Origin of the sequence: Verrucosispora sp. WMMD703, assembly GCF_049178935.1 — a bacterium.
Classification (GTDB): Bacteria; Actinomycetota; Actinomycetes; order Mycobacteriales; family Micromonosporaceae; genus Micromonospora; species Micromonospora sediminimaris.
Map to the genome: position 1 here is coordinate 2,659,714 of NZ_JBMHMM010000004.1, position 23,866 is coordinate 2,683,579.

Sequence of the window (23,866 nt, forward strand, 5' to 3'; positions counted from 1 at the left end):
GACCGGCTGACCGACGGCGAGGCCGGCGGGGGCGAGCAACCCGCGCCGGCCCTGCGTCGTGCCGTCCGCGGCTACCTGGACCACCTCACCGTCGAACGTGGACTGGCCGCGAACACGCTCGCCTCGTACCGTCGGGACCTGGACCGTTACCTCGGGTCGCTGGCCACCGTCGGGGTGACCGACCTGTCGGCCGTCTCCACCGGGGAGATCGAACGCCACCTGGCCCGGCTGCGCTCCGGCGCCGACGGTCACCCGCCGCTCGCGGTCTCCTCGGCGGCCCGCGCCGCCAGCGCGGTACGCGGACTGCACCGGTTCGCGTTACGCGAGGGCCTGGTCGGCGCCGACCCGAGCCGGGACGTGCGGCCCCCCGCCGCACCCCGACGGCTGCCCCGGGCGCTGCCGGTCGACGACGTGGTCGCCCTGCTGGAGACCGCCGGCCCGGTCGACGCGGCGGGGGACGCCGCCCCGTTGGCGCTGCGCGACCGGGCGCTGCTGGAGTTCCTGTACGGCACCGGAGCGCGGATCTCGGAGGCCGTCGGCACCGCCGTGGACGACGTGGACCTCGACGACGGGGTGACGGTGCTACGTGGCAAGGGCGGCCGGACCCGCCTGGTGCCGATCGGCGGGTACGCGTTGCGGGCGCTCGGCGCGTACCTGGTGCGCGCCCGGCCGGGGCTGGCCGCCGCCGGCCGGGGCACTCCGGCGATCTTCCTCAACGCCCGGGGCGGCCCGCTGACCCGGCAGGGCGCCTGGACCATCCTGCGCCGCGCCGCGCAGCGGGCCGGGCTGACCGTCGAGGGCCCCAAGGCCGTGTCACCGCACACGTTGCGCCACTCGTACGCCACCCACCTGCTCGACGGTGGGGCCGACGTGCGGGTGGTGCAGGAACTGCTCGGCCACGCCTCGGTCACCACCACCCAGGTCTACACACTGGTCACCGTCGACAGGTTGCGCGAGGTCTACGCCACCGCACATCCCCGAGCGCTGAACTGACCGTCGACGGTGGCCCGCCGCACCTGCTCGGCCGGTGACCGGCGGTGTGGTCGCAGCCCGGAGCCGGCCGGGTGCTGACGGCCTGACCTGCTGGTGGTCGGTGCTACCGGCCGACACGCCGAGCGGGTGCCGAACGCCCTGCTGGCCGGTGGCGTACAGTCGGCATGGCGCGGCCCTCGCGGCGAGTGGACCGGGGTGCGCAGCGGCACCGCGAAGGACGTCGGGCGGCTCCGACGCCGCACGGTCGTCGGGAGGGGGCATCGAGGACATGGCTGGCAACGGTGACCGTGCCGAGACCTGGACGACGGAGCTCCGCGAGCAGCAGAACGCCCTCGGCTCGGATCTGGGCCCGGCGGACCCGGCCGCCTACACCATGCGCAAGCCGATCCCGGAACCGATGCCCACCGATCGGCACGGGCCGGCCCGCATCATCGCGATGGCCAACCAGAAGGGCGGCGTCGGCAAGACCACCACGACCATCAACCTCGGTGCCGCACTTGCCGAGTACGGTCGCAAGGTGCTCCTGGTCGACTTCGACCCGCAGGGCGCCCTCTCCGTCGGGCTGGGCGTCAACCCACACAACCTGGACCTGTCGGTCTACAACCTGCTCATGCAGGACGACGTCACCGCCGACGACGTGCTCATCAAGACCGATGTGGCCGGGCTGCACCTGCTGCCGGCGAACATCGACCTCTCCGCCGCCGAGATCCAGCTGGTCAACGAGGTCGCCCGCGAGATGGCTCTGGCCCGGGTGCTCAAGAGCATCCGCAAGGAGTACGACTACATCCTGATCGACTGCCAGCCGTCACTCGGTCTGCTGGCGATCAACGCGTTGACCGTCGCGCACGGCGTGCTCATCCCGCTGGAGTGCGAGTTCTTCAGCCTGCGCGGCGTGGCGCTGCTGCTGGACACCATCGACAAGGTGCGTGAGCGGCTCAACTTCGACCTGGAGCTCGAGGGGATCCTCGCGACCATGTACGACAGCCGCACCACGCACTGTCGGCAGGTGCTCCAGCGGGTTGTCGAGGCGTTCGGCGACAAGGTCTACCAGACGGTGATCACCAAGACCGTGAAGTTCCCCGAGTCCACCGTCGCCGGCTCACCCATCACCACGCTCGACCCGGCGTCCTCGGGTGCCCGCAACTACCGTCAGCTGGCCCGCGAGGTGATCGCCGCGCAGGCCGAGCGGTAGGAGGCGCTGAACCGAGGTGTCCCGACCGTGGACTACCGTCGTCGGCGTGAGCGCCCCGCCCCTCGACCCGACCGCTGCGGCTGACCCACCCGTCCCGGACCCCGGCGGGGAGCCGATGATCGTTGCTCAGCCGGCGGTGCCAGCTGAGCCGGCGGTGGCCGCGGAGCCGGCGGTGCCGACCGGGCCGGCGGTGGCCGCGGAGCCGGCGGTGCCGACCGGGCCGGCGGTGGCCGCGGAGCCGGCGGAGGGCACCGGGTTCACCGTGCGGTTGGCCAACTTCACCGGCCCGTTCGACCTGCTGCTGCAACTGATCGGCAAGCACAAGCTCGACGTCACCGAGGTCGCTCTGCACCAGGTGACCGACGAGTTCATCGCCTACATCCGGGCCATGGGCGACGACTGGGACCTGGACGAGGCGAGCGAGTTCCTACTGGTCGCCGCGACCCTGCTCGACCTGAAGGCCGCCCGGCTGCTGCCCGCCGCCGAGGTCGAGGACCCGGAGGATCTGGCCCTGCTGGAGGCGCGGGACCTGCTCTTCGCCCGGCTGTTGCAGTACAAGGCATACAAGGAGGCGGCGGCGCACATCGCCGCACTGGAGGAGGTCGGTGGTCGGCGCTACCCGCGGGCCGTCACCCTCGAAGCCCGCTACGCCGAGGCGCTGCCCGACCTGGTGCTCGGCGTCGGCCCGCAACGGTTGCTCAAGCTGGCGGTGCGGGCGATGACCCCGAAACCGGTGCCCGAGGTGTCCGTCGCCCACGTGCACATGGTCCGGGTCAGCGTCCGGGAACACGCCGGCATCATCGCCGAACGGCTGCGTCGGGCCGGCACCGCCAGCTTCTCGCTGCTCTGCGCCGACTGTGAGGCCACCCTGGAGGTGGTTGCCCGGTTCCTCGCCCTGCTGGAGTTGTACCGACAGGGTGTGGTGGCCTTCGTGCAGGAGCAGGCGCTGGAGGAGTTGACCGTGCGCTGGACAGGTCCCGCCGACGGCGGGCCGGCGCTGGCCATCGACGAGTACGCCGGGACACCACCCGAGCCGTCCTCGGGGCAGCCCGCTCCGGCCCCGGAGCCGTCCGCCAGCCCGACCGGCGAATTGTCCGACGGGCCGTCCACGGAGCTGTCCGACGAGTCGTCCCCGGAGCTGTCCGCCGGGCCGCAGGCGGGTGGCACCGTGGTGGCGGCCGAGAGCCCGGTTGGTGACGGTGCTGACGAGGGCGGTGTCGGGGGTGCTGGGGCCGACGAGGCTGAGGCGATGGGAACGACCGAGGAGCGTGCTGGATGAGCAACGAAGAGCGGTCGGACTCCCTGGCCGAGCAGGCCGCCGCCTGGGTGCCGCCGTGGCAACGCCCGGCTCCCGCCCCACCAGAGGACTCCGCCCCAACCACCGAGCCCGGCCCAACCACCGAGCCCGGCCCGTCCACTGATCCCGGCCCGTCCACTGATCCGGCCTCGCCCGCCGATCCCGCTGCTCCATCCACCGCCGCCTCGGTTGCGGTGGTGGAGGAGGCCGCGGACCTTGGTGCGGAGGTGCCCCTCCAGGGGCCGTTCCCGTCCAAGATCGAATTGGTCGAGGGGCGCGGTGAGGAAGGGGGCGGGGATGGTGGGAGGACGGGGGAGGGGGTTCCGGATCTGGGGCGGAAGCGGTCAGGGGCGCGGGTCCGGCCGGTACCGGAGCCGGCACCGGAACTCGACGACACGGAGTTGCGCGGCGCGCTGGAGGCGATCCTGCTGGTGGTCGACGAACCGGTGAGCGAACTCGTCCTCGCCCAGGTGCTGGAGCAACCGGCCGAGCGGATCGGCCCGATGCTGGACGAGATCGCCGCCAGCTTCACCGCCGCCGGCCACGGGTTCGAGCTGCGTCGGGCGGCGGGCGGGTGGCGGCTGTACACCCGACCGGAATACGCCACCTACGTCGAGCGGTTCATTCTCGACGGGCAGTCGGTCCGGCTGACCCAGGCCGCGCTGGAGACCCTGGCCGTGGTGGCGTACAAGCAGCCGGTGACCCGGTCGCGCATCTCCGCCATCCGCGGTGTCAACTGCGACGGGGTGATCCGTACCCTGGTCTCTCGCGGCCTCGTCGAGGAGTGCGGCACCGAGTCCGACAGCGGGGCCTACCTGTACCGGACGAGCACCCTGTTCCTGGAGAAGCTCGGCCTGAACAGTCTCGACGACCTGCCGCCCCTGGCCCCTTTCCTCCCCGACGACGTAGAAGAGCTTGCCGATGCCGCGCGATGACCGCACCCCCCGCCCCGACGCCCCCGTCTACACCGGCCCGGAACGCCTCCAGAAGGTGCTCGCCGCCGCCGGTGTCGGCTCCCGGCGTGCCTGCGAGGATCTGATCTTCCGTCGGCGGGTGACGGTCAACGGGCGAGTGGCGCAGCTCGGCGACAAGGTCGACCCGACCACGGCGGTCATCCACGTCGACGGCGAGCGGCTGGCGGCCGACACCCGGCTGGTCTACCTGGCGATGAACAAGCCGCGTGGGGTGGTTTCCACCATGGCGGACGAGAAGGGGCGTACCGCGCTCGCCGACTTTCTCGGCAACCGGGTCGAGCAGCGCGTCTACCACGTCGGGCGGCTCGACGCGGACAGCGAGGGCCTGCTGCTGCTCACCAACGACGGCAACCTGGCCCACCGGCTGATGCACCCCTCCTACGGGGTGCCGAAGACCTACCTATGTGAGGTTTCCGGCCCGATTCCCCGCAACCTCGGCAAGCGGTTGGCGGCCGGGGTCGAGCTGGAGGACGGACCGGTGACCGTCGACGCCTTCCGAGTGGTGGACAGTCTGGGGCGTACCGCTCAGGTCGAGCTGACTCTGCACGAAGGCCGCAAACACATCGTACGCCGACTGCTCGCGGAGGTCGGCCACCCGGTGAGCCGGCTGGTGCGTACCTCCATCGGGCCGATCCGGCTCGGCGACCTGCGTGCCGGGCGGACCCGGAGGCTTACCAACGCGGAGGTCGCCGCCCTGTTCAAGGCCGTGGGTGACTGAGGCGGCAGTCGCGGGTACGGCTGCGGGTAGGCTGCCTGACGGCCCGGCCGGTGGCGCTGCACGGCGCCGGGCATCATTGGACTTGTGTGGTCAACCGCTCGCGGTCGTCTCCGACGGATCGTGAGGTACGGGCTGAGGAGGACGACGGTGGAGGAAAACGTGCGGGCCGGGCGCTGCGTGGTCGCTGTGGACGGGCCGTCCGGTTCGGGTAAGTCCACCGTTTCCCGACGGCTCGCGACGGGCCTCGGCGGGCGTTACCTCGACACCGGTGCGATGTACCGGGCGATCACCTGGGCGGTGCTGCGCTCCGGCGTCGACCTGACCGACGCGCAGGCGGTGGCGAAGGTCGCCGGCGAGGTCGATCTGCGCATCGGCACCGACCCCGCGGGGTACGGCGTGACTGTCGACGGGGTGAACGTCGAGACCGACATCCGTGGCCCCGAGGTGACCGCCGCAGTCTCGGCCGTGGCTGCCGTGCCGGCGGTCCGGGCGCTGCTGGTGGCCCGCCAACGGGACATGATCAACAAGGCTGGTCGGATCGTGGTCGAGGGACGGGACATCGGTTCCGTGGTGACGCCCGACGCCGACCTGAAGGTGTACCTGACCGCGTCGGCCGCGGCACGTGCCGCGCGGCGGAGCGCCGAGAACGCCTCCGATGTCGCCGCCACCGCCGCCGACCTGGCCCGGCGTGACCAGCTGGACTCGACCCGCAAGGCCGACCCGCTGGCCCAGGCGCCGGACGCGGTGGTGCTCGACACCACCGAGCTCGGTATCGACGAGGTCGTGGCGCGCCTGCGGGCCCTACTTGCCGAACGGTCAGTGGCGTGAGTGACGACGGCTGGGTCGAGCTGCGTGAGCCGGACCTGGACACCGAGGAGCAGACCGGTCCACAACCGGTGGTGGCCGTGGTCGGCCGCCCCAACGTGGGCAAGTCCACGCTGGTGAACCGCATCATCGGCCGCCGCCAGGCGGTGGTCGAGGACGTCCCGGGGGTCACCCGCGACCGGGTCCCCTACGACGCGCAGTGGTCCGGGCGGGCGTTCACCGTGGTGGACACCGGCGGTTGGGAACCAGACGCGAAGGATCGCGCCGCAGCGATCGCCGCCCAGGCCGAGACCGCCGTGCTGACCGCCGACGTGGTGGTCTTCGTGGTCGACGCGACGGTGGGCTCCACCGACGTCGACGAGGCGGCGGTGAAGATGCTGCGCCGCAGCGCCAAGCCGGTGATCCTGGTGGCCAACAAGGCCGACAACACCAACATCGAGCTGGAGGCCACCTCGCTGTGGTCACTCGGCCTCGGCGAACCGCACCCGGTCTCGGCACTGCACGGACGTGGTTCCGGTGACCTGCTCGACGCCATCCTGGCGGCATTGCCGGAGGCGCCGAAGGTGGCGGAGTACCGCCCTCGGGGCCCACGTCGGGTGGCGCTTGTGGGGCGGCCGAACGTCGGCAAGTCCAGCCTGCTGAACCGCTTCTCCGGCGAGGAACGGGCGGTGGTCGACGCGGTCGCCGGCACCACCGTCGACCCGGTGGACAGCCTGGTCACCATCGGCGGCGACACCTGGCACCTGGTGGACACGGCCGGGCTGCGCAAGCGGGTCGGCCGGGCCAGCGGCACCGAGTACTACGCCAGCCTGCGTACCGCCTCGGCGATCGAGGCGGCCGAGGTGGCGGTGGTGCTGCTGGACTCCAGCGAGCCGATCAGCGAGCAGGACCAGCGGATCCTGTCCATGGTCACCGAGTCCGGCCGGGCGCTGGTGATCGCCTTCAACAAGTGGGACCTGGTCGATGCCGACCGCCGGTACTACCTGGACAAGGAGATCGAGCGGGAGCTGCGTCGCATCCCGTGGGCGATCCGACTGAACCTGTCGGCGAAGACCGGCCGGGCGGTCGACAAGCTCGCCGCCGCCCTGCACCGGGCGCTGGACAGCTGGGAGACGCGGATCCCCACCGCACAGCTCAACGCGTGGCTCACCGCCCTGGTCCAGGCCACCCCGCACCCGGTGCGTGGCGGTCGGGCACCACGGATCCTGTTCGCCACCCAGGCGGGGGTGGCCCCGCCGCGCTTCGTGCTCTTCACCACCGGTCCGCTGGACGCCGGCTACCAGCGCTTCGTCGAGCGCAAGCTGCGCGAGGAGTTCGGCTTCGAGGGCAGCCCGATCGAGATCTCGGTACGCCCCCGCAAGAAGCTCGGACCCGGCGGCCGCGGCAAAGCCCACGGCTGACCCTCGGCTCCCCGCTGCGCGCGAACCGCCCAAGTTAACCAGTTTCCTAGGACGCCCTAGCGGTGGTGGGGTGCGTCGTCGCGCCACAGTAGCCAGCTCTGGCGCGGCTCCAGCGCCACTGGGGTGCCAGGAGGGGTCGGTGCGAGCGGAGCGGAGCCTGCGCTAAGCTGTACCGGCTGTCGCGGGGAGATCCCGGTGGTGGCAATCGGGACGTGGCGCAGCTTGGTAGCGCACTTGACTGGGGGTCAAGGGGTCGTCGGTTCGAATCCGGCCGTCCCGACTTAAAATAGGCCAGCTGAGCTGGCCTATTTTATTTACGTCAACAGCGACGGTCCACGTGGCCACGTCCTCCAGAGGAGGCGTGGGATCCGGATTTCGGCAGTGCAGGATCTCGCAGATGGCGACGTATGCCTCGAGCGCACCGGCGATCACCCGCATCCGCCGTGTCTGGTCCTCCGGTGACAAAGCCGGGCTCGCCGATGCTGAGATACAACCGTCGCTCAATTATCGAAATGTCAGGCTTCGTGGCTATCACCGTACTGAGCAGACTGGCTGCCATGCGCTCGATTCGGACGCGAAGTACCAGTGCCGCGAGTGTGGCATCGGCGATGCCATGGGTGGGGTCGACCGGTAGCGGAGGTCGACCCCACCCTTAAGCGCTGGGCAGCGGTCAGCGGCTGTTTGCCGTAACGGGGTGGGTCGGCGCGGCGGGCGGTGTTGCTTCCGTAAGCGCAACCGTTGCCTGCGAGGTGAAGTTGCCGCGCTTGCCAAGTGCCGCGATCGCGGTCGCGCAGACGATCCCGGTCGCGGTCAGCCCTATCCACGGCAGAGCGGGGAAGCCGCTGCTGCGGCCGGCGTCCAAGGCCAAGCCGGTGAGCAGGTTACCGGCGGCGATGCCGATACCGGACAGGGTGTTGTAGAAGCCGTAGTACGTGGCGACGGTTCGTTCGCCGGCGAGGTTGACGATGGTGGCCATCTCGAACGGGTACACGATCATGGTGGCGAACGTCAGGAGAACTGTGCTGATCAGGACCGGAGCCAACGCAAGCAGATAATCGAGCCAGCCGAGCGGTCGGCTCGTGTTGGCCGATGGTAGCCCGGCAGCCAGCGCCAACGGCACGAACGATGCTCCCATGAGCAGCAGCCCTCGGGCGATGGCGTGGGCAGGTGTCCACCGTGCCTTTATTCTGTTGGTGAGTCGGACCTGCCCGATCACGGTGAGTATCCCGGAGATGGCGAACAGCGCCGCGACGCCGGCCTCGCCGCCGGTGACTCGTCGGACCTCGATCGGCAGGCCCAGGTAGACCTGAAAGTTGAGCACGTACGAGCCGATCATGGCTAGGGAGAACAGCAGGAACGGCCGGTGTCGCACGACCTGCCGCCAGTCCGCCAGCATGCTCTGCTGCGGTTTGTCGCCGGTGCCACGCCGGGACGGCAACGCGCGGGCCTGCAAGACGAGCAGAATGAGAAACAGCGCGGCAGCCACGACGCACACCCACCGGAACGCGACCCCGAGCAGCGCCAGGCCGATGAGCGGACCGACGAGGATGCCCGCCTGGTAGAAGACGTTGAACAGGGCGAACGCTTCCACCTTGCGCTCCCCGGCTTCGGCAGCCAGGTATGCGCGAACGGCGGGGTTGAACAGGGCACCGGCCAGGCCGGTCAACGCGGAGGCCACCAGCAGGGTCGGCACCGCTTGCGTGAAGCCGAGCATGGCGAAGCCCGCCACCCGGAGTGCGAGTCCGGCCAGGATCATCGGTTTGTACCCGATGCGGTCGGCGAGACTGCCGCCGATGAGGAACATGCCTTGCTGGCTGAGGTTGCGCATGCCGAGGATGAGGCCCACCATCCAGGTGGCCATGGCCAGGTTGTTGGACAGGTAACCGGCCAGGTATGGCATGAGCATGTAGAAGCCGACGTTGATCGTCAGCTGGTTGATCAGAAGCAGCTGGATGGGCCGGTTGAACGAGCCGACCTGCGACAGGGCTGCCCTCACGCGGGCTCCCTGACGGGGTCCACCAGCGCGGTGGAGGTCCGCCGGCCGGACCCGGGTTGTGCCACCGCCGCCTGCGACGCGCCGTTGTCCGTGAGGTTGTCGATCGCGACGGGGTCCAGCACGGTGGTGCACCGGGTCCACCGGATAACCTCGCGTTCGCGGGGGTGGCTGATGTACTCCGGCGCTGATGCCGGGGCCCGGTCCAACAGGTTGTGCTGCCGGCAGTAGGCGTCGTTGTAGATCGTTTCGGCGTAGCGTTGCGGTCCGTCCGGGAAGATCGCGGCGATGCGGATGGCATCCGGCAGGGTGCGTGACAGCCACGAGGCCACCAGGGCCACCGCGCCGACGCTCCAGCCTCCTGTGACGTATCTGTCGGCGGCCATCCGCCGGCAGGCCCAGACCGCTTCATGGGCGGTGACCCAGTGGACCTCGTTGAAGGCGCCGTAGTCGACGTTGCGTGGGTAGATACTGCTGCCCAGTCCACGCATTCGCCGGGGGCGGGCCGGCTGACCAAAGATGGTGGAACCGGTCGTGTCGACGCCGACCAGACGTAGGTCCGGGAAGAACTGGCGCAGCACCCGGGTGACGCCGGCGCTGTGCCCGCCGGTACCCACGCTGCACACGAGGACGTCGATGCGTCCGAGCTGGGCGGCGAGCTCCAAGGCGAGACCTTGGTAGGCGTCGACGTTGTCGGGGTTGTTGTACTGGTCCGGGCACCACGCACCCGGGTGTTCGTTGATCAGCTCCGCAACACGGTCGCGGCGGGCCTGCTGCCAGCCGCCCGTCGGGTGCGGCTCGTGCACAACATCGACGCGGGCGCCGTAGGCGGACAGCAGGTTGCGCATCGGCGCTTCCATGCCTGGGTCCGTGACCAGGGTGACGGGATGTCCGTACACCATCCCTGCCAGCGCGAGCCCCAGCCCCAGGGTGCCCGACGTGGACTCGACGACCGGGGCGCCTGGCGCCAGGTCGCCGCTTTCCCGAGCGCACTTGACCAAGTGCAGACCGGGTCGGTCCTTGAGGCCGCCGGGATTGTGCCCTTCGAGTTTGGCCCAGAACCCGCGCGTCGAGCCGCCAATGTCGGGGGTCCACAACACCGGGGTGTTACCGACGAGTTGGTCGAGCAGGTGGCAGGGCGAACTGACGATCAGCTGACTCAGTGTCGGCAGGTCAGCAGGACAGATAGAAGCACGGTTGACCACGATGGGTCCTTTCAGCGGCGTGACGTAGCGACATCGATGTGGAGCGGGCAGCATGAGGCGAGGCATGTCGGATGAAGCGTCCGAAGATGTGCGAGGGCGGACAGCGCTACCGCGGCTCGGGCACGCCTGAAGGGCAGACGGGTTCAGAACCAAGGCGCGGCGCTGTGCTGTGCGCTGATGTCAGGTTGCCGGTGATGTCACGTTCGACTGACGCACACGTGCAGCAGAAGGATCCGTCCGGGACGGACCATCGGATGTACGGCTGTGCCGGCGAGGTCGCTTTCAACGTCAGTGGCTGGTGGCGTGGAGACAACGCCCGGCGAAGCGGGCGTGCCGGTGCGCCAACCGACGGAAAACACAGTTTCACAGGAGCTTCCGTGAGCACTGTGACCAACACCCCCGGCGTGGCCGTCTGCCGAGGCCGTCAGGCTGCCGTCAGTCACCTCGCCAGGCGACGGCTCGTCGGTGTTGGTCGATGCCGTCGTCGCAGCGGCGTGACCTGCATGATCATGGGTGGCGTCATGGTGCACCGTGGCGACGCAGATCAGTAGAGCCAGCAGCATGAGGGCTCGCATGACAGGTCGGTGCACCATGGACCTTTCGGTCAGCAGTACCTAGCCGGACAGACCGAGCTGACTGTATCGGTGCGCTACTGCAGTTGGAAGATTTGTTACGGGAAACGCTATTTGTTTACATAGTTCGTTACCAGACGCTTCACCACGGATGCCGGCTTTGGGGTAACCGGTACCGCGCCTCCCGTGTCGAGGACGCCTCCGAGCTACCGGGAACCTCACCTGCAAGGTCGTCCTCGCGTCACTGCGGTTCGGGGGCCAGCTGCACCCGGCGCAGTGTCTGGGCGTTGAGGGCGACCACGATGGTGGAGGCGGACATGAGTACGGCGGCGGCGGCGGGGCTGAGGACGAGGCCGGCCCCGGCGAATACTCCGGCGGCGGCTGGGATGGCGATGACGTTGTAGCCGGCGGCCCAGGCCAAATTCTGGATCATTTTTCGGTACGACGCTTTGGACAGGCGGACGCTGCTGGCGACGCCGCGTGGGTCGGAGGAGGCAAGGATGACGCTGGCGGTTTCGATCGCCACGTCGGTGCCGGCGCCGATGGCGATGCCAACGTCGGCGCGGGCCAGTGCGGGGGCGTCGTTGACGCCGTCGCCGACCATCGCCACGGTGAGGCCCCGGGCCTGTAGTTCGCTGACCTTGTCGTCCTTGTCGGCGGGTAAGACCTCGGCGAAGACCTCGTCGACGCCGTGCCGGAAGCCCAGGTCGGCGGCGACTGCCTCGGCGACCGGCCGGGCGTCGCCGGTGATCATGGCGATCTTCGGTACGCCGAGCTGGCGTAGCTGTTCGATGGCATCCCGGGCTTCGGGGCGTGCCTCGTCCTCCAAAGCGATCGCACCGAGCGCTCGCGGTGTCCGGTCCAGCGTGACCAGGTGCAGCACCGAGGCGCCCCGCCCGGACCAGTCTTCGGCCGTCCGGGCGAGACTGTCGGGCACCTGGATCTGTTGTTCGCGGAGCAGGGCGGGCCCACCCACCGCGTACCGGGAGCCGTCGATGCTGGCCTGCACGCCGCGGCCGGGCAGCGCCTGGAACTGGGTGGCGGTCGCCTGTTGTCCGTTTTCCTTTGCCGCTTTGACGATGGCGCGGGCGAGCGGGTGCTCGCTCTCGGCTTCGACGGCGGCGGCCAGGCGCAGCACATCGTCCTCGCTGGTTCCGTCGGCGGCGGCGACCGCGGTGACGGTGTGCTCGCCCTTGGTGAGTGTGCCGGTCTTGTCGAACAGGACGACGTCGACCTGGCGCATCCGCTCCAGGGCGAGCCGGTGCTTGACCAGGATGCCGTTGCTGGCGGCCAGGCCGGTGGACAGCGCGATGACGAGGGGGATCGCCAGACCGAGCGCGTGGGGGCAGGAGATCACCAGGACGGTGATGGTGCGGACGACTGCCTCACCCAGGTTTCCGATGGCCGTCCAGACCACGAGGCTGAGCACGGCCACGGCCGTGGCGACGTAGAACAACACTGCGGCGAACCGGTCGGCGAGGTCCTGGGCACGCCCGCCGGCGGCCTGGGCCTCCGCGACCAGCCGCTGGATGCCGGCCAGAGCGGTGTCCTCGCCCACCGCGTCGATCTGCACGCGGATCGCGGAGTCGGTGGCCACCGAGCCGGCCACCACGCGGGCGCCGACGCCGCGCGGCACCGGCCGCGACTCGCCGGTGATCATCGACTCGTCGATGTCGGCGTTGCCGTCGATGACGTGCCCGTCGGCGGGAACTCGGGCACCCGGGCGAACCAGCACCAGGTCCTTGACCCGCAGTTCGCGTACCTTCACCCGTTGCACGCCGCCGTCGGGACCGACCCGCTCGGCGTCGTCGGGCAGCAGCTCGGCCAACGCGGCCAACGCACCCCGGGCCTGGCCGATGGCCTTCATCTCCTGCCAGTGCCCGAGCAGCATGACGGTCACCAGCGCGGACATCTCCCACCAGAAGTCCAGGTTGAAAGTGCCCAGACTGGTGGCGAGCGAGGCAAGGTAGCCAACGGTGATCGCCAGGCCGATCAGTAGCATCATCCCGGGTGCCCGGTCGCGGACCTCCCGGACGGCGCCGACCAGGAACGGCCACCCGCCGTAGAAGAACACGATGGAGCCGAGCACCGGGCCGATCAGGGTGATCCCGGGGAAGTCCAGCGAGTAGTTCAGCGACTGCATCACCAGGTGGCTGGTGAGGATGACTGGGATCGTCAGCGCCAGGGAGAGCCAGAACTTGCGGCGGAATGCCTCCGGGTCATGCCCGGCGTGCTTGTCGTGACTCCGGTGTGGTCCAGCGTGACCCGCGTCGGGCTGCTCCGGCGGCGGCCGGTGTTCGTTGTCGTGACTCATGGCACCCCCGGCTCAGTGTCACCGAATCGATCGCGGCGCGAAGGGCCATTCGCAGTAGGGGCATCGGCGTCCGGTTTCGGGGTATCCGCACCGGATGTTCGGTTGTGTTTCATGGGCAGGGGTGAGCAGCGGCAGCGAGCCCCGGAAGATCCTGCCGGGGGCGGTCCGGCTGCCGCTCGAACGGCTCGACGCGGTGTTGTTCGACCTCGACGTGGTGCTGCGGGACGTGGCTCCGGATGTGACGGCCTTTCCGGACACGGTTGAGTTGGTCGAACGTCTGCGTGATCTCGGGTTGTCCACGGCTGTGGTGGTCGCTCACCGACGCTGCCGGGAGGCACTGAGGGCTGGCGGGCTTGCGGAACTGTTCACCGCCGTCGTCGGCGCCGACGACAAGGAACAGCCGGAGAGGGCCGGTTCGGAGCCGGCCACGCTGCTGCTCGCAGCGGGGACGCTGGGGGTGCATCCCGCGCGGGCTGGTGTCGTCGACGCCACGAAGGCGGGTGTGCTGGCCGCCCGGTCGGCCGGGTTCGGTCTGGTCATCGGTCTGGACCGGGACGGTGGGGCAACGGCGGAGCTGTCTCGGCACGGTGCCGACCTGGTTTTCACGAGTCTGGGGGCCGTTGGCATCGACGAGGACGCGGCGCGGCGCCGCTGGTGGCAGACCAGCCGGACAATCGAGGCGAGTGTGGGGCACGCTGGATGGTTGCTCGACTACGCCGGTGTGGATCCGGACGGCGAGGGGATCCGGGAGGTTCTGTGCACGGTCGGTAACGGTTACCTGGCTGCCCGGGGAGCCGCCCCAGAGGTCGACGCCGGGCCGGTGCACTATCCGGGCACCTACGCCGCCGGGGTGTTCAACCGGCTGCGCACCCGCGTCCACGGTCACGTCCACGAGGACGAGAGCCTGGTCAACCTGCCCAACTGGCTGGTGCTGCGATGGGGCGTCGACCAGGATCGGTGGGTGAGCACGGACGGGCCGGGGGTCAGCGAGTACCGGCAGACCCTGGACCTGCGCGCCGGCGTACTCCACCGCCACTACCGGTACGTCGACGGCGATGGCCGGGCGACGACGGTCGTGTCGGCGACCCTGGTGTCGATGGCCGCTCCGCATCTCGCCGCCATGCACGCGACCTTCGTCCCGGAGAACTGGTCAGGCACGCTGCACGTGTGTTCGGCCATCGACGGCCAGGTCACCAACCGTCAGGTCGCCGAGTACGCGCCCCTGGCCGGCCGGCACCTGCAGCCGGCGGGGCAGGGGCCCGACGATCCGGTCGGGCTGTGGTTGCGGGTACGCACGAGCCAGTCCGGGATCGACGTCGCGTTGGCCGCGCGTACCCGGGTGCTGGTGCCCGATGCGCAGGCCGACGTGCAGCGCCAGGTCGAGATGACCACCGGGCGACCTGCGGAGACCTTTACGATTCCCGTCTGCGAGGGCCGGCCGGTACGGGTGGAGAAGACGGTGGCCATCTACACCTCCCGGGACCGGGCGGTAACCGAACCTGCCACGGCCGCACGGCAGGCGGTGGCCCGAGCAGGTTCGTTCGACGACCTGCTCACCGCCCACGTGCACGCCTGGCGGCGGCTGTGGGAACGCAGCCACGTCGAACTGCGTACCGACACCGGCATGCCGGCGTTGGCGCTCAACCTGCACACCTATCACCTGCTCACCGCCACCTCGACGAACCTGGTCGACCTCGACGTGGGCGTCGGGGCGCGGGGCCTGCACGGGGAGGGCTACCGGGGCCACATCTTCTGGGACGAGGTGTTCGTGCACCGCGTGCTCGTGCTGCACCTGCCCGAGGTCAGCCGCGCCCTGCTGCTCTACCGCTGGCGGCGGCTCGACGCCGCCCGAACCGCCGCGGCGGCGGTGGGCCGCACGGGTGCGATGTTCCCGTGGCAGTCGGGCAGCGACGGCCGCGACGAAACCCCGACGGAGCTGTTCAACACGCGCAGCAACCAGTGGATGCCGGACCACTCGGCGCTTCAACGGCACGTCGGCCTGGCGATCGCCTACTCGGTCTGGCAGTACTACCAGGCCACCGGTGACCTGGACTTCCTGCGTACGTACGGTGCGGAGTTGATGGTGGAGATTGCCCGCTTCTTCGCCGACCTGGCCGAGGAAGACCCGGCCACCGGACGGTACGGGATCACCGGGGTGATGGGCCCGGACGAGTTCCACGACGGCTACCCCGACGCCGATACGCCGGGGCTCACCAACAACGCCTACACCAACGTGATGACCGTGTGGCTGCTGCACCGCGTCCGTGAGGTGATCGATCTGCTCGGCTGTCACGACGGCGGCAATCCGGCCGACGCGCTCGGCGTCGGGACGGAGGAACTGGCCCGTTGGCGGGACATCACCAGCCGCATGTACGTGCCGTTCCACGGCCGGCAGATCATCAGCCAGTTCGACGGGTACGCCGACCTGGCCGAGTTCGACCTCCCGAGCTACACCGCCCGGTACGGCAACATCGGCCGCCTCGATCTCATCCTCGCCGCCGAGGGCGACTCACCCAACCGCTACCAGATCGGCAAGCAGGCCGACGTGCTCATGCTGCTCTACCTGCTCTCCGCAGAAGAGCTGCGCGATCTACTCGCCGGCCTCGGCTACCGGTGGCCGAGGCCGGCACTGCGGCGCACGGTGGAGTACTACGTCGAGCGAATCAGCCACGGATCCACCCTCTGCCGCGTCGTGTACGCGTGGGTGCAGGCGCGCACCGACCGCGCCGCCTCCTGGCGGTTCTTCACCGAGGCGCTGTCTGCCGACATCAGCGACACCCAGGACGGCACCACCCGCGAGGGCATCCACCTGGGTGCCATGGCCGGCACCCTCGACCTGGCCGAACGCGGCTACCTCGGTCTGGAGACCCGCCACGACGCCCTGTGGCTCAACCCGCGGCTGCCGCAGGAAATGGTCAGCCTCCACACGTTGCTCACCTACCGCGGCCACCAATTGCACCTCACCGTCACCCGGCACGACCTCACCCTGGCCGTGTCACCCTGCAACGCAGGACCGGTCACCGTACGCGTCGCCGGTCATCCCCCGACGACCATCAGCAGCGGGCAGACAATCACCGTCCCCGTTAAGCCGGCACCGCCCGGCCGGGATCCGCAGTCTTGACGGAGTTCGCCGACGATCGGCGTGGTCGTTCCCCAGCCGCCCATGTGATGGTCGTTCCAGGGCAGGGTCGTCCTCGCGCTCACCTGGGTGGTACGTCTACTCCAGCGTCTGCCGGCGCTGGCGGTACTCCTCGTCGCTGATGTCGCCACGTGCGTAGCGTTCGTCGAGGATCTGGCGGGCCGAGGCCCGTCCACCGGTTCGCCCTTCGGGGCCGCCGGAGAATGTCCGTACGGCGAGCATGATGATTGCCACCAGGCCGGCCAGGATCAGGATCGACCAGACGATCATCCAGCCCGCCATCGCGCCGTCCCACATCATCGGAAGCCTCCATGACCTCGCGACATGCCCGTCACACTCGCGACGTTACGAGAATTCCGGCGGCTGCCGCCCGGCATGCCCCGAAAAGGCGCCGAACGAAGGGAAGGCGGACCCGTGCGGGATGTCTCACTGGCGCGTTTCCGCCGACGATGTCCGCTGGTGCGAACAGCCTGGATTCCCGGAATGTCCCGCTGATCGGGAAGGTCGAGACCGGGACTCGACCGGGCCCGGTGCTCGCAGAGGAAAAGGCTGCCGGCGGAATGCGGGTTCCTCCGACATCGTTACATCTGCGATGCCCGGGTGAGTGCGACTCCCCGGGTCTTGTCTCCGGTTGACATCCCATCAGTGGTGCGCCCTCGTGTAGGTCGCGCGCCGCTCACCCTGCGGATGAGAGGCGAATACCTATGACGACGTTCACTCGTTGGCTTCCTGAGAATGTGACCACCGGGATTGTTCGTAAGAGTGTTCTCGGCGTCGCCGGTCTGACGTTCGCCGGTGCTCTCGCCGCCGGCCCGGCCGCCGCCGCCGAAGCGGCGGCACCGCAGGCGAGCGCCCCGGTGAGCGCTGTCCAGGCCGACAGGGCCAAGGACGGCGCGGACAAGCGTGTGGGCGGCTACGCGTTCGAGGCTCAGCCGAACTTCTACTACTGCGGGCCGGCGTCGACGCGGATCGCGCTGAGCGCACAGGGCGAGGTCCCGAGCCAGGACGAGCTGGCCGAGAAGCTGGGCACCACCGAGGCCGGCACTCCGTCGGCCTTCGACATCACCCGTGTGCTGAACGAGGAGCTCGGCTCCGACGTCTACCAGGCCGGTGAGCTGCCGACCGATTCGGTCACGCCGGATCAGGTAGAACGGATGAAGGCCGACCTGAAGGCCGCCGTCGACGACGAGCGGGTCGCGGTGGTCAACGTCATCGGCGCCGGTACCGACCTCGACGGTGTCGAGCGGTCATTCCCGGGCCACTACCTGACCGTGGTCGCCTACGAGGGTGACGGCGAGAAGGTGAAGATTGCTGACCCGTGGCAGCCGGTGGGTGACGGCACCTACTGGATGGACGTCGAGGAGCTGGCGAACTGGGCCGCCTCACGCGGTTACTCCGCCTAACCCGACCGGGCACCACCGAAGCGGCCCCCGGCACAGTTGGCCGGGGGCCGCTTCGTCTGATCAGACCTGTGCCTGTCCCACCGGTGGCAGCATCACCTTGAACATCGCACCACCGCCCGGGACGTTCTCCGCCCGTACCCGTCCGCCGTGGGCGCTGACCACGGCGCGCACAATGGCGAGCCCGATTCCGGACCCGCCGTTGTCCCGGTCCCGGGCGGTGTCTACCCGGTAGAAGCGTTCGAAGACGTGCGGGAGATGCTCCGCCGGGATGCCGGGACCGGTATCGACCACCGCCAGCTCCACGTTTCTGGCACCGCCCGTAACGCGTACCGTGACGGTCCCGCCCTCGGGTGTGTGCCGTAGCGCGTTGTCCAGCAGGTTGCCGAGCACCTGCCCCATCCGCTGCGGGTCGACGTCGACGTGTGCCGCCGGGCGGACGTCGCTGCGCAGCGTCACGCCCTTGCCGGCGTAGCGGGGCCGCGCCGCGGCCAGGGCGTCCCGGACCAGGTCCGCCGGGGCGGTCCGTACCGGGTGCAGGTCGAGTTGGTGCGTCTCGGCGCGGGAGACCGCGGCGATGTCGTCGGCGAGGCGGTGCAGCCGCGCGGTCTGGGCGCGCAGCACCGACTGGAGGTCTTCGTCGTCGACGGCGACGCCGTCCTCAGCGGCCTCCAGGTAGGCCTCGATGGTGGCGAGCGGGGTGCGCAGCTCGTGGCCGAGGTCGGCGAGCAGCCGTCGTCGGGTCGCTTCGACGGTCTCCAAGCGTTCCGCCATGGTGTTGAAGGAGTCGGTGAGGGTTTCGAGTTCGTCCCCGAGGCGGGGGTCGGCCATGCGGACGTCGTAGTGCCCGTCGGCGAGGCTGGCCGACGCGTGCGCGAAGTGAGTGACCGGGCTGGCGATCCGTCGCGTCGCGTACACACTGGCCGCCAGCGCCGCGGCCAGCGCGGCGAGCAGGCCGACACCGAGCGCGAGCGCGTTCGCCGAGGCGTACGCCTGCTCGACGTGCCAGCGGGCTTCGGCGCTGACCTCCCCGCCGACCCGCCCGAGGTGCTCGTGGAAGATCCGCGGGCCCACCGCGCCGGCGACCAGCGCCAGGGTCAGCCCGCCCACGGCGAGCACGAGCACCTGCGCGGCGAAGAGCCGCACCGCGAGGTTGACGCGCCGGAGGTTCACGACTGCGGCCCCATTCGGTAGCCGATGCCCCTTACCGTGCGGATGAACCGGGGGCGGGCGGGGTCGTCGTCGAGCTTGCGGCGCAGATGCCCGATGTGCACGTCGACCAGGTGCTCGTCGCCCACCCACCCGTCACCCCACACCGCGGTGATCAGCTGGGCGCGGCTCAGCGCGACGTTCGGTCGAGCGGACAGGACCGCCAACAGGTCGAACTCGGTGCGGGTGAGTGGCACGGCCGCACCGTCCAGGCGAGCCTCCCGGGCGGGTACGTCGACCTCCAGCGGGCCGAACCGGCGCGGTGGGGTCTCCGGCCGGGCGTGCCGCTCCCGGGGGCGACGCTGCATCGCTGCGACGCGGGCGACGAGTTCGCGGGGGCTGAACGGCTTGGTGAGGTAGTCGTCCGCCCCGACGCCGAGTCCGGTCAGCTTGTCGGTCTCCTCGGTGCGGGCGGTCAGCATGATGACGTAGCAGTCGCTGAACGTCCGCAGCCGCCGGCACACCTCCACGCCGTCGAGGCCCGGCAGCATCAGGTCCAGGACGACGACGTCGGGCTCGTCCTCCCGGGCGGCGTCCAACGCCGTCGGGCCGTCGAAGACGCAGCGCACCTGGTAGCCGTCGCGTTCGAGGTAGCTCGCCACGACCTTGGCGAGGCTCCGTTCGTCGTCGACGACCAGCACCCGTCCACTCATGTCCTGATTCCTACCGGACGTGCTCCTCACTCCGGGGCGTACCGATCGGTCCAGGTGGCGCCGCCGTCGGTGCTGGCGACGACCCGGTCACCGGCGAGCGCGGCGAAGAGGGTGCCGTCCTGCACGGCGAAGCTGTGGGCCTCACCCGGCACGGCTCCGCGCCGCTGCCACTGCCCCCCGCCGTCGGTCGACGACCAGATCGCTCCGTCCCGGGCGACCGCCCACACACCGGTGCGGTCCCAGGTCAGTAGGCCGACAGCGGGGGCGTCGGGCACCGACTGCCAACTGCGGCCGCCGTCGGTGGAGCGCTGCAGGCCGTCGCGGCCGACGGCGAGGAAGGTCCCGCCGTCGATCGGGCTGACCGCGAACGCGCCGATCGCCGTCCGGGACCGTTGCTCCCAGCTCCGCTGGTCGGCGCTGACCATGAACGCGCCGTCGGTCGAGTTGTAGCCGTAGACAGAGCCGTGGGCGACCTGGAGCCCGTGGAAGTCCGCCGTACCGGAGAGTGACTTCTCCCGCCAGGTCGCGCCACCGTCGGTCGACTCGATCAGGCCCACGTTGGCCGGGCCGTGCGCGGAGTGACCGGAGGCCAGGAAATGACCGGGACCGACCACGGTGAAGCCCATCAGGTCAAGGTCGTCCTTCGACACGCGTACGGCGGTCCGCGGATCGTCGATGCGGAACAGCCCGACGTGCGTGGCGACGTGCAGGGCGCCGCTGCCCGGGTCGACCGCGATCCCGTGTACGTGCCCGAACCCCTCGTGTCCGGCACCAGCCGTGTGGTCGTCCGAAGAACCTTGACCGCGCAGGGCGAACACCACCACGGCGGTGAGGACAGCCAGCCCGGCCAGCGCCGCGATGACGATCTTCCGCGTCGGTGCGGCCGGCGCACCGCGACCCTGCGTCTTGCGCCCGGATCCGGGCCTGCTGCGCGGTCGCATCGGCTGCGACGTCCTGCTCATCGACTACGTCCACTTCCTCGTCGTTGACCCACCCGCCCGGAGTGCCCCCCGGTGCGGCTTCAGGGTGACCTCTCGTCCCCCTCAACCATGGCGCGAAACCGGCGGAACGACCCCTCGGGGGCCATGAAGATTCTCTGAAGATGCGGCCCGATCCCTACTCGCCGGGCCGGCGGTTGATCACGCTGGAGGCGGACACCAAAGGAGTCTCCATGTCACCGCTGCTCACCCGCCGCCACCTGATCGCCGGGATCGCCGGAGCTGCCGGTCTCGCCGGCACTGCCGGGGTCGTCGCCGTCACCGCCGACCGCAACAACACCCCGAAACTCGTCGACCCCCGCGCGGAGACGGTCCGCCGCGCCGAACTGGCCCGGCACCGCCCCGGCGCCGCCACCGTCCGCGCCACCCTCAACCCCCGCCCGGTGACCCTGGACCTGGGCGGCGTAACGGTCGACACCTGGGGCTACGCCGAGACCGCCCCCGGCCCGCTGATCAGGGCGAAGGCCGGCGACCGGCTCCGCGTCGACGTGGTCAACGACCTACCCACGGACACCAGCGTGCACTGGCACGGCATCGCGCTGCGCAACGACATGGACGGCGTCCCCGGCGTCACCCAGGACCCGATCGGCGCGGGCGGGCGTTTCACCTACGAGTTCACCCTGCCCGACCCGGGAACCTACTTCTACCACCCGCACTCCGGCGTGCAACTCGACCGGGCGCTCCACGGCGTCCTGATCGTGGACGATCCGAACGACGCGGGCCGCTACGACCAGGAATGGATCGTCGTCCTCGATGACTGGGTCGACGGCACCGGGCGCACCCCGGACGACGTCCTGGCCTCCCTCGGCGGGGACATGGGCGGCATGCACGGCGGGCACGGCATGCCCGGCATGAACCACGGAGGTGGGGTGCCGATGGGCGGTGGCGGAATGGAGACCATGATGTCGCCGCTGCTCGGCGGCGCGGGCGACGTCGACTACCCGCACTACCTGATCAACGGTCGGGTCCCGACCGCCCCCGTCACGCTCACCGCCCGGCCCCGACAGCGGGTACGCATCCGGCTGGTCAACGCCGCCTCCGACACCGCGTTCCGGGTGGCGCTGGGCGGGCACCGACTCACCGTCACACACAGCGACGGATTCCCGGTCGTCCCGGACGTCACCGACGCACTGGTCGTCGGCATGGGGGAACGAGTCGACGTCGAGGTCGTCGTCGCCGACGGGGTATTCCCCCTGGTCGCGGTCGCCGAGGGCAAGACGGGGCAGGCGCTCGCGGTGGTCCGGACCGGAGGCGGCAGGCCACCGTCGACCGTGGTACGCGCGGCCGAACTCGACCGGCGCGTCATCCTCACCAACCAGCTGCGGGCCGCCGACAGCGTACGGCTGCCCCAGCGCGCCCCGGACCGGACCCACGACCTGGTCCTCGGCGGCAGCATGATGCCCTACCGCTGGACCATCAACGGCAAGACCTTCAGCGACGCCGAGCCGCTCCTGGTGCGGGAGGGTGAACGGGTACGGCTGCGGATGACCAATCAGACGATGATGTTCCACCCCATGCACGTGCACGGACACACCTTCGCCCTCCGCGACGGCGGCCCCCGCAAGGACACCGTCATCGTCACCCCGCACCAGACCGTCACCGTCGAGATCGACGCCGACAATCCTGGACAGTGGATGATCCACTGCCACAACATCTACCACGCCGAGACCGGCATGATGATCAACCTCGCCTACCAGCCGTGAGCTGCCCGGACACATGACCGGCGCGGGCCGGTCAGAACGAACACGGTCAGCGATAGCGGGACCGACCCGTGTCGATGCGGGTGCGGAACAGGTACTGGCCGCGCTGGTACGTCGCCTGGCGGTGTGGTTGGTTGGCGGTCACGTGCCGGTGGCCCGGCGGCCGGACATGGTGTCGGGCCGCAGCAGCGCGGGTCGTAGATCAGGTCTCGTACTCGACGCCGGTCGTTCTACCTCACCTCCTACGACCACGACGAGGTGCCAGCCCGCGAGTATGAAGATTCCCTGAAGTGCGCGCCGGCGAGCCAGGATGCTCGGTTCGCCAGGTCAGCGCGTGGGTACGGGCGATCGAGTAGCGGCGGCACCGCGGGGAGATCGCGGGCCGAACCTCGGTCCGAAGTGGCGAGAGGTCACGACGAAGAAGTGGAGGCCCAAGGATGATGGACGAGCGGACATCAGGCGGAGGTGCTCGTGGCAGCGGACTGTCGCACGAGATGAAGATGTACCTGCGTTTCGCGGCGATGATCCTGACCGCAATGGTCGTCATGTACGGCGTGATGTACCTGAGTACCTGGCGGTGGAGCGACATCCGCTTCAGCGAGAGCCGCATGTTCATGGCGTTCGCTATGGGCGGCACGATGGGCATGGTCATGCTCGGCTGGATGCGGAACATGTACAGCAACACCAAGGCGAACCTGGGCATCATCGCGGCGAGCGTTCTTCTGTTCGGCACGGGGGTGGTCCTCGACCGCAGCCAGGCCACCGTGGACGACAGCGGCTGGATGAACGCGATGATCCCGCACCACTCGATGGCCATCACCCGGTCCGAGCGGGCCAACCTCGACGACGTGCGGGTCTGCCGGCTCGCCGTGGAGATCAGTGAGGCGCAGCGGCGAGAGATCTCGGAGATGGAGTGGCTCATCGAGGACATTCGGCGCAACGGCGTGGCCGAGACCGCCGAGGAGGCGCAGGCCCGGCCCGTCCCCGAGTACGACGAGTCCGCCAGCCGCCGATGCCCCGCCGGTTGAGCATGAACGAGTGCTCGGCACGACATCCCATCAGCGGTTTGAGGATGGCTGAAGGGCTCCAGTGATGCCGCGGCCGGGTGGGTGGTCCCCCGAGAAGGGGGCGCAGTAGGAGTCGGTGCGCGGCAGACATCCTGTGGTCTCGGACGGATTTGCCACCGATCCCGCCTCAGGAAGTCGCAGCTCGCCTGTCATGCCAGTTACCGGAGGGGGGTACAGGTATCTGGCATGGGCGCGAGGTCGCGGCAGATATTCGTGC

General features: G+C 70.0%; 19 protein-coding genes and 1 tRNA gene. 13 read left to right on the forward strand and 7 right to left on the reverse strand.

All coding sequences use genetic code 11. The features are described 5' to 3' along the window. The first annotated feature begins 6 nt into the window (after positions 1-6). From ACN26Z_RS12750 to ACN26Z_RS12790, 9 genes are all read left to right on the forward strand, one after another. The gene (locus tag ACN26Z_RS12750; protein ID WP_421464639.1) at positions 7-993 is read left to right on the forward strand and encodes a site-specific tyrosine recombinase XerD; all 987 of its coding nucleotides are present in this window, start codon (positions 7-9) and stop codon (positions 991-993) included. A gap of 268 nt (positions 994-1,261) precedes the next feature. Beyond that, positions 1,262-2,185: a ParA family protein gene (locus ACN26Z_RS12755; protein WP_093409734.1), complete on the forward strand. Its 924-nt coding sequence runs from the start codon at positions 1,262-1,264 to the stop codon at positions 2,183-2,185. A gap of 115 nt (positions 2,186-2,300) precedes the next feature. Beyond that, positions 2,301-3,464 carry a segregation/condensation protein A gene (locus tag ACN26Z_RS12760; RefSeq protein WP_421464640.1) on the forward strand — a complete coding sequence of 388 codons (1,164 nt, stop codon included), beginning with the start codon at positions 2,301-2,303 and terminating at the stop codon, positions 3,462-3,464. After that, the gene (gene scpB / locus ACN26Z_RS12765) at positions 3,461-4,417 is read left to right on the forward strand and encodes an SMC-Scp complex subunit ScpB (protein ID WP_421461353.1); all 957 of its coding nucleotides are present in this window, start codon (positions 3,461-3,463) and stop codon (positions 4,415-4,417) included. The genes ACN26Z_RS12760 and scpB overlap by 4 nt, the downstream gene beginning before the upstream one ends. Then, positions 4,404-5,174, forward strand: coding sequence for a pseudouridine synthase (locus tag ACN26Z_RS12770; RefSeq protein WP_282239092.1), 771 nt, complete (start codon positions 4,404-4,406; stop codon positions 5,172-5,174). Before scpB ends, ACN26Z_RS12770 begins: the two co-directional genes overlap by 14 nt. Before the next feature lie 147 nt (positions 5,175-5,321). Further along, positions 5,322-6,002, forward strand: coding sequence for a (d)CMP kinase (gene cmk / locus ACN26Z_RS12775; protein WP_282239091.1), 681 nt, complete (start codon positions 5,322-5,324; stop codon positions 6,000-6,002). Further along, positions 5,999-7,399: a ribosome biogenesis GTPase Der gene (der, locus tag ACN26Z_RS12780; protein ID WP_282239090.1), complete on the forward strand. Its 1,401-nt coding sequence runs from the start codon at positions 5,999-6,001 to the stop codon at positions 7,397-7,399. Before cmk ends, der begins: the two co-directional genes overlap by 4 nt. Before the next feature lie 206 nt (positions 7,400-7,605). After that, a tRNA-Pro gene (locus ACN26Z_RS12785) sits at positions 7,606-7,679 on the forward strand. Between the two features lie 117 nt (positions 7,680-7,796). Continuing rightward, entirely contained in the window at positions 7,797-8,033 is a 237-nt protein-coding gene (locus tag ACN26Z_RS12790; RefSeq protein WP_421461354.1) for a hypothetical protein, read from the forward strand. A 36-nt stretch (positions 8,034-8,069) separates the two neighbouring features. On the opposite strand, the gene ACN26Z_RS12795 is transcribed toward ACN26Z_RS12790, so the two are convergent. The 3 genes from ACN26Z_RS12795 to ACN26Z_RS12805 all read right to left on the reverse strand — a co-directional run bounded on the left by ACN26Z_RS12795 (position 8,070) and on the right by ACN26Z_RS12805 (position 13,483). Further along, complete coding sequence (locus ACN26Z_RS12795; protein WP_421461356.1) at positions 8,070-9,395, reverse strand: MDR family MFS transporter; 1,326 nt, start codon at positions 9,393-9,395, stop codon at positions 8,070-8,072. After that, entirely contained in the window at positions 9,392-10,597 is a 1,206-nt protein-coding gene (locus ACN26Z_RS12800; RefSeq protein ID WP_421461357.1) for a PLP-dependent cysteine synthase family protein, read from the reverse strand. The genes ACN26Z_RS12795 and ACN26Z_RS12800 overlap by 4 nt, the downstream gene beginning before the upstream one ends. Before the next feature lie 813 nt (positions 10,598-11,410). Then, positions 11,411-13,483 (reverse strand): copper-translocating P-type ATPase, encoded by a 2,073-nt coding sequence (locus ACN26Z_RS12805; RefSeq protein WP_421461359.1) that lies wholly within the window; start codon positions 13,481-13,483, stop codon positions 11,411-11,413. Between the two features lie 121 nt (positions 13,484-13,604). On the opposite strand from ACN26Z_RS12805, the gene ACN26Z_RS12810 reads away from it, so the two are divergent. Beyond that, positions 13,605-16,604, forward strand: coding sequence for a glycosyl hydrolase family 65 protein (locus tag ACN26Z_RS12810; RefSeq protein WP_421461361.1), 3,000 nt, complete (start codon positions 13,605-13,607; stop codon positions 16,602-16,604). A gap of 96 nt (positions 16,605-16,700) precedes the next feature. Here ACN26Z_RS12810 and ACN26Z_RS12815 read toward each other — a convergent pair whose 3' ends face one another. After that, positions 16,701-16,922, reverse strand: coding sequence for an SHOCT domain-containing protein (locus ACN26Z_RS12815; protein WP_421461363.1), 222 nt, complete (start codon positions 16,920-16,922; stop codon positions 16,701-16,703). A gap of 437 nt (positions 16,923-17,359) precedes the next feature. Here ACN26Z_RS12815 and ACN26Z_RS12820 point away from each other — a divergent pair, with 437 nt between their 5' ends. Beyond that, positions 17,360-18,025 carry a C39 family peptidase gene (locus tag ACN26Z_RS12820; protein ID WP_421461364.1) on the forward strand — a complete coding sequence of 222 codons (666 nt, stop codon included), beginning with the start codon at positions 17,360-17,362 and terminating at the stop codon, positions 18,023-18,025. A 60-nt stretch (positions 18,026-18,085) separates the two neighbouring features. Here the strand turns inward: ACN26Z_RS12820 and ACN26Z_RS12825 are convergent, their stop codons facing one another. From ACN26Z_RS12825 to ACN26Z_RS12835, 3 genes are read right to left on the reverse strand one after another with little or no spacing between them, the layout of a single operon-like run. Beyond that, positions 18,086-19,195 (reverse strand): HAMP domain-containing sensor histidine kinase, encoded by a 1,110-nt coding sequence (locus tag ACN26Z_RS12825; RefSeq protein WP_421461365.1) that lies wholly within the window; start codon positions 19,193-19,195, stop codon positions 18,086-18,088. Continuing rightward, positions 19,192-19,884, reverse strand: a complete 693-nt coding sequence (locus ACN26Z_RS12830; protein ID WP_421461367.1) for a response regulator — start codon at positions 19,882-19,884, stop codon at positions 19,192-19,194. Before ACN26Z_RS12830 ends, ACN26Z_RS12825 begins: the two co-directional genes overlap by 4 nt. Before the next feature lie 26 nt (positions 19,885-19,910). After that, the gene (locus ACN26Z_RS12835) at positions 19,911-20,846 is read right to left on the reverse strand and encodes a F510_1955 family glycosylhydrolase (RefSeq protein ID WP_421461368.1); all 936 of its coding nucleotides are present in this window, start codon (positions 20,844-20,846) and stop codon (positions 19,911-19,913) included. 209 nt (positions 20,847-21,055) lie between these two features. On the opposite strand from ACN26Z_RS12835, the gene ACN26Z_RS12840 reads away from it, so the two are divergent. Together ACN26Z_RS12840 and ACN26Z_RS12845 are read left to right on the forward strand one after the other, a co-directional pair. After that, a complete protein-coding gene (locus ACN26Z_RS12840; RefSeq protein WP_421464641.1) occupies positions 21,056-22,585 on the forward strand; it encodes a multicopper oxidase family protein in 1,530 nt (509 codons plus the stop codon). A gap of 491 nt (positions 22,586-23,076) precedes the next feature. Next, on the forward strand, positions 23,077-23,610 hold the full coding sequence (locus ACN26Z_RS12845) for a DUF305 domain-containing protein (RefSeq protein ID WP_421461369.1): 534 nt from the start codon (positions 23,077-23,079) through the stop codon (positions 23,608-23,610). The last annotated feature ends 256 nt before the right edge of the window (positions 23,611-23,866 follow it).

Coding starts and splice junctions, on each gene's coding strand:
- ACN26Z_RS12755 (WP_093409734.1), top strand. CDS start 1,262: ATGGCTGGCAACGGTGACCGTGCCGAGACCTGGACGACGGAGCTCCGC.
- ACN26Z_RS12760 (WP_421464640.1), top strand. CDS start 2,301: ATGATCGTTGCTCAGCCGGCGGTGCCAGCTGAGCCGGCGGTGGCCGCG.
- scpB (WP_421461353.1), top strand. CDS start 3,461: ATGAGCAACGAAGAGCGGTCGGACTCCCTGGCCGAGCAGGCCGCCGCC.
- ACN26Z_RS12770 (WP_282239092.1), top strand. CDS start 4,404: ATGCCGCGCGATGACCGCACCCCCCGCCCCGACGCCCCCGTCTACACC.
- ACN26Z_RS12790 (WP_421461354.1), top strand. CDS start 7,797: ATGGCGACGTATGCCTCGAGCGCACCGGCGATCACCCGCATCCGCCGT.
- ACN26Z_RS12805 (WP_421461359.1), bottom strand. CDS start 13,483: ATGAGTCACGACAACGAACACCGGCCGCCGCCGGAGCAGCCCGACGCG.
- ACN26Z_RS12815 (WP_421461363.1), bottom strand. CDS start 16,922: ATGATGTGGGACGGCGCGATGGCGGGCTGGATGATCGTCTGGTCGATC.
- ACN26Z_RS12830 (WP_421461367.1), bottom strand. CDS start 19,884: ATGAGTGGACGGGTGCTGGTCGTCGACGACGAACGGAGCCTCGCCAAG.
- ACN26Z_RS12835 (WP_421461368.1), bottom strand. CDS start 20,846: ATGAGCAGGACGTCGCAGCCGATGCGACCGCGCAGCAGGCCCGGATCC.
- ACN26Z_RS12840 (WP_421464641.1), top strand. CDS start 21,056: ATGTCACCGCTGCTCACCCGCCGCCACCTGATCGCCGGGATCGCCGGA.
- ACN26Z_RS12845 (WP_421461369.1), top strand. CDS start 23,077: ATGAAGATGTACCTGCGTTTCGCGGCGATGATCCTGACCGCAATGGTC.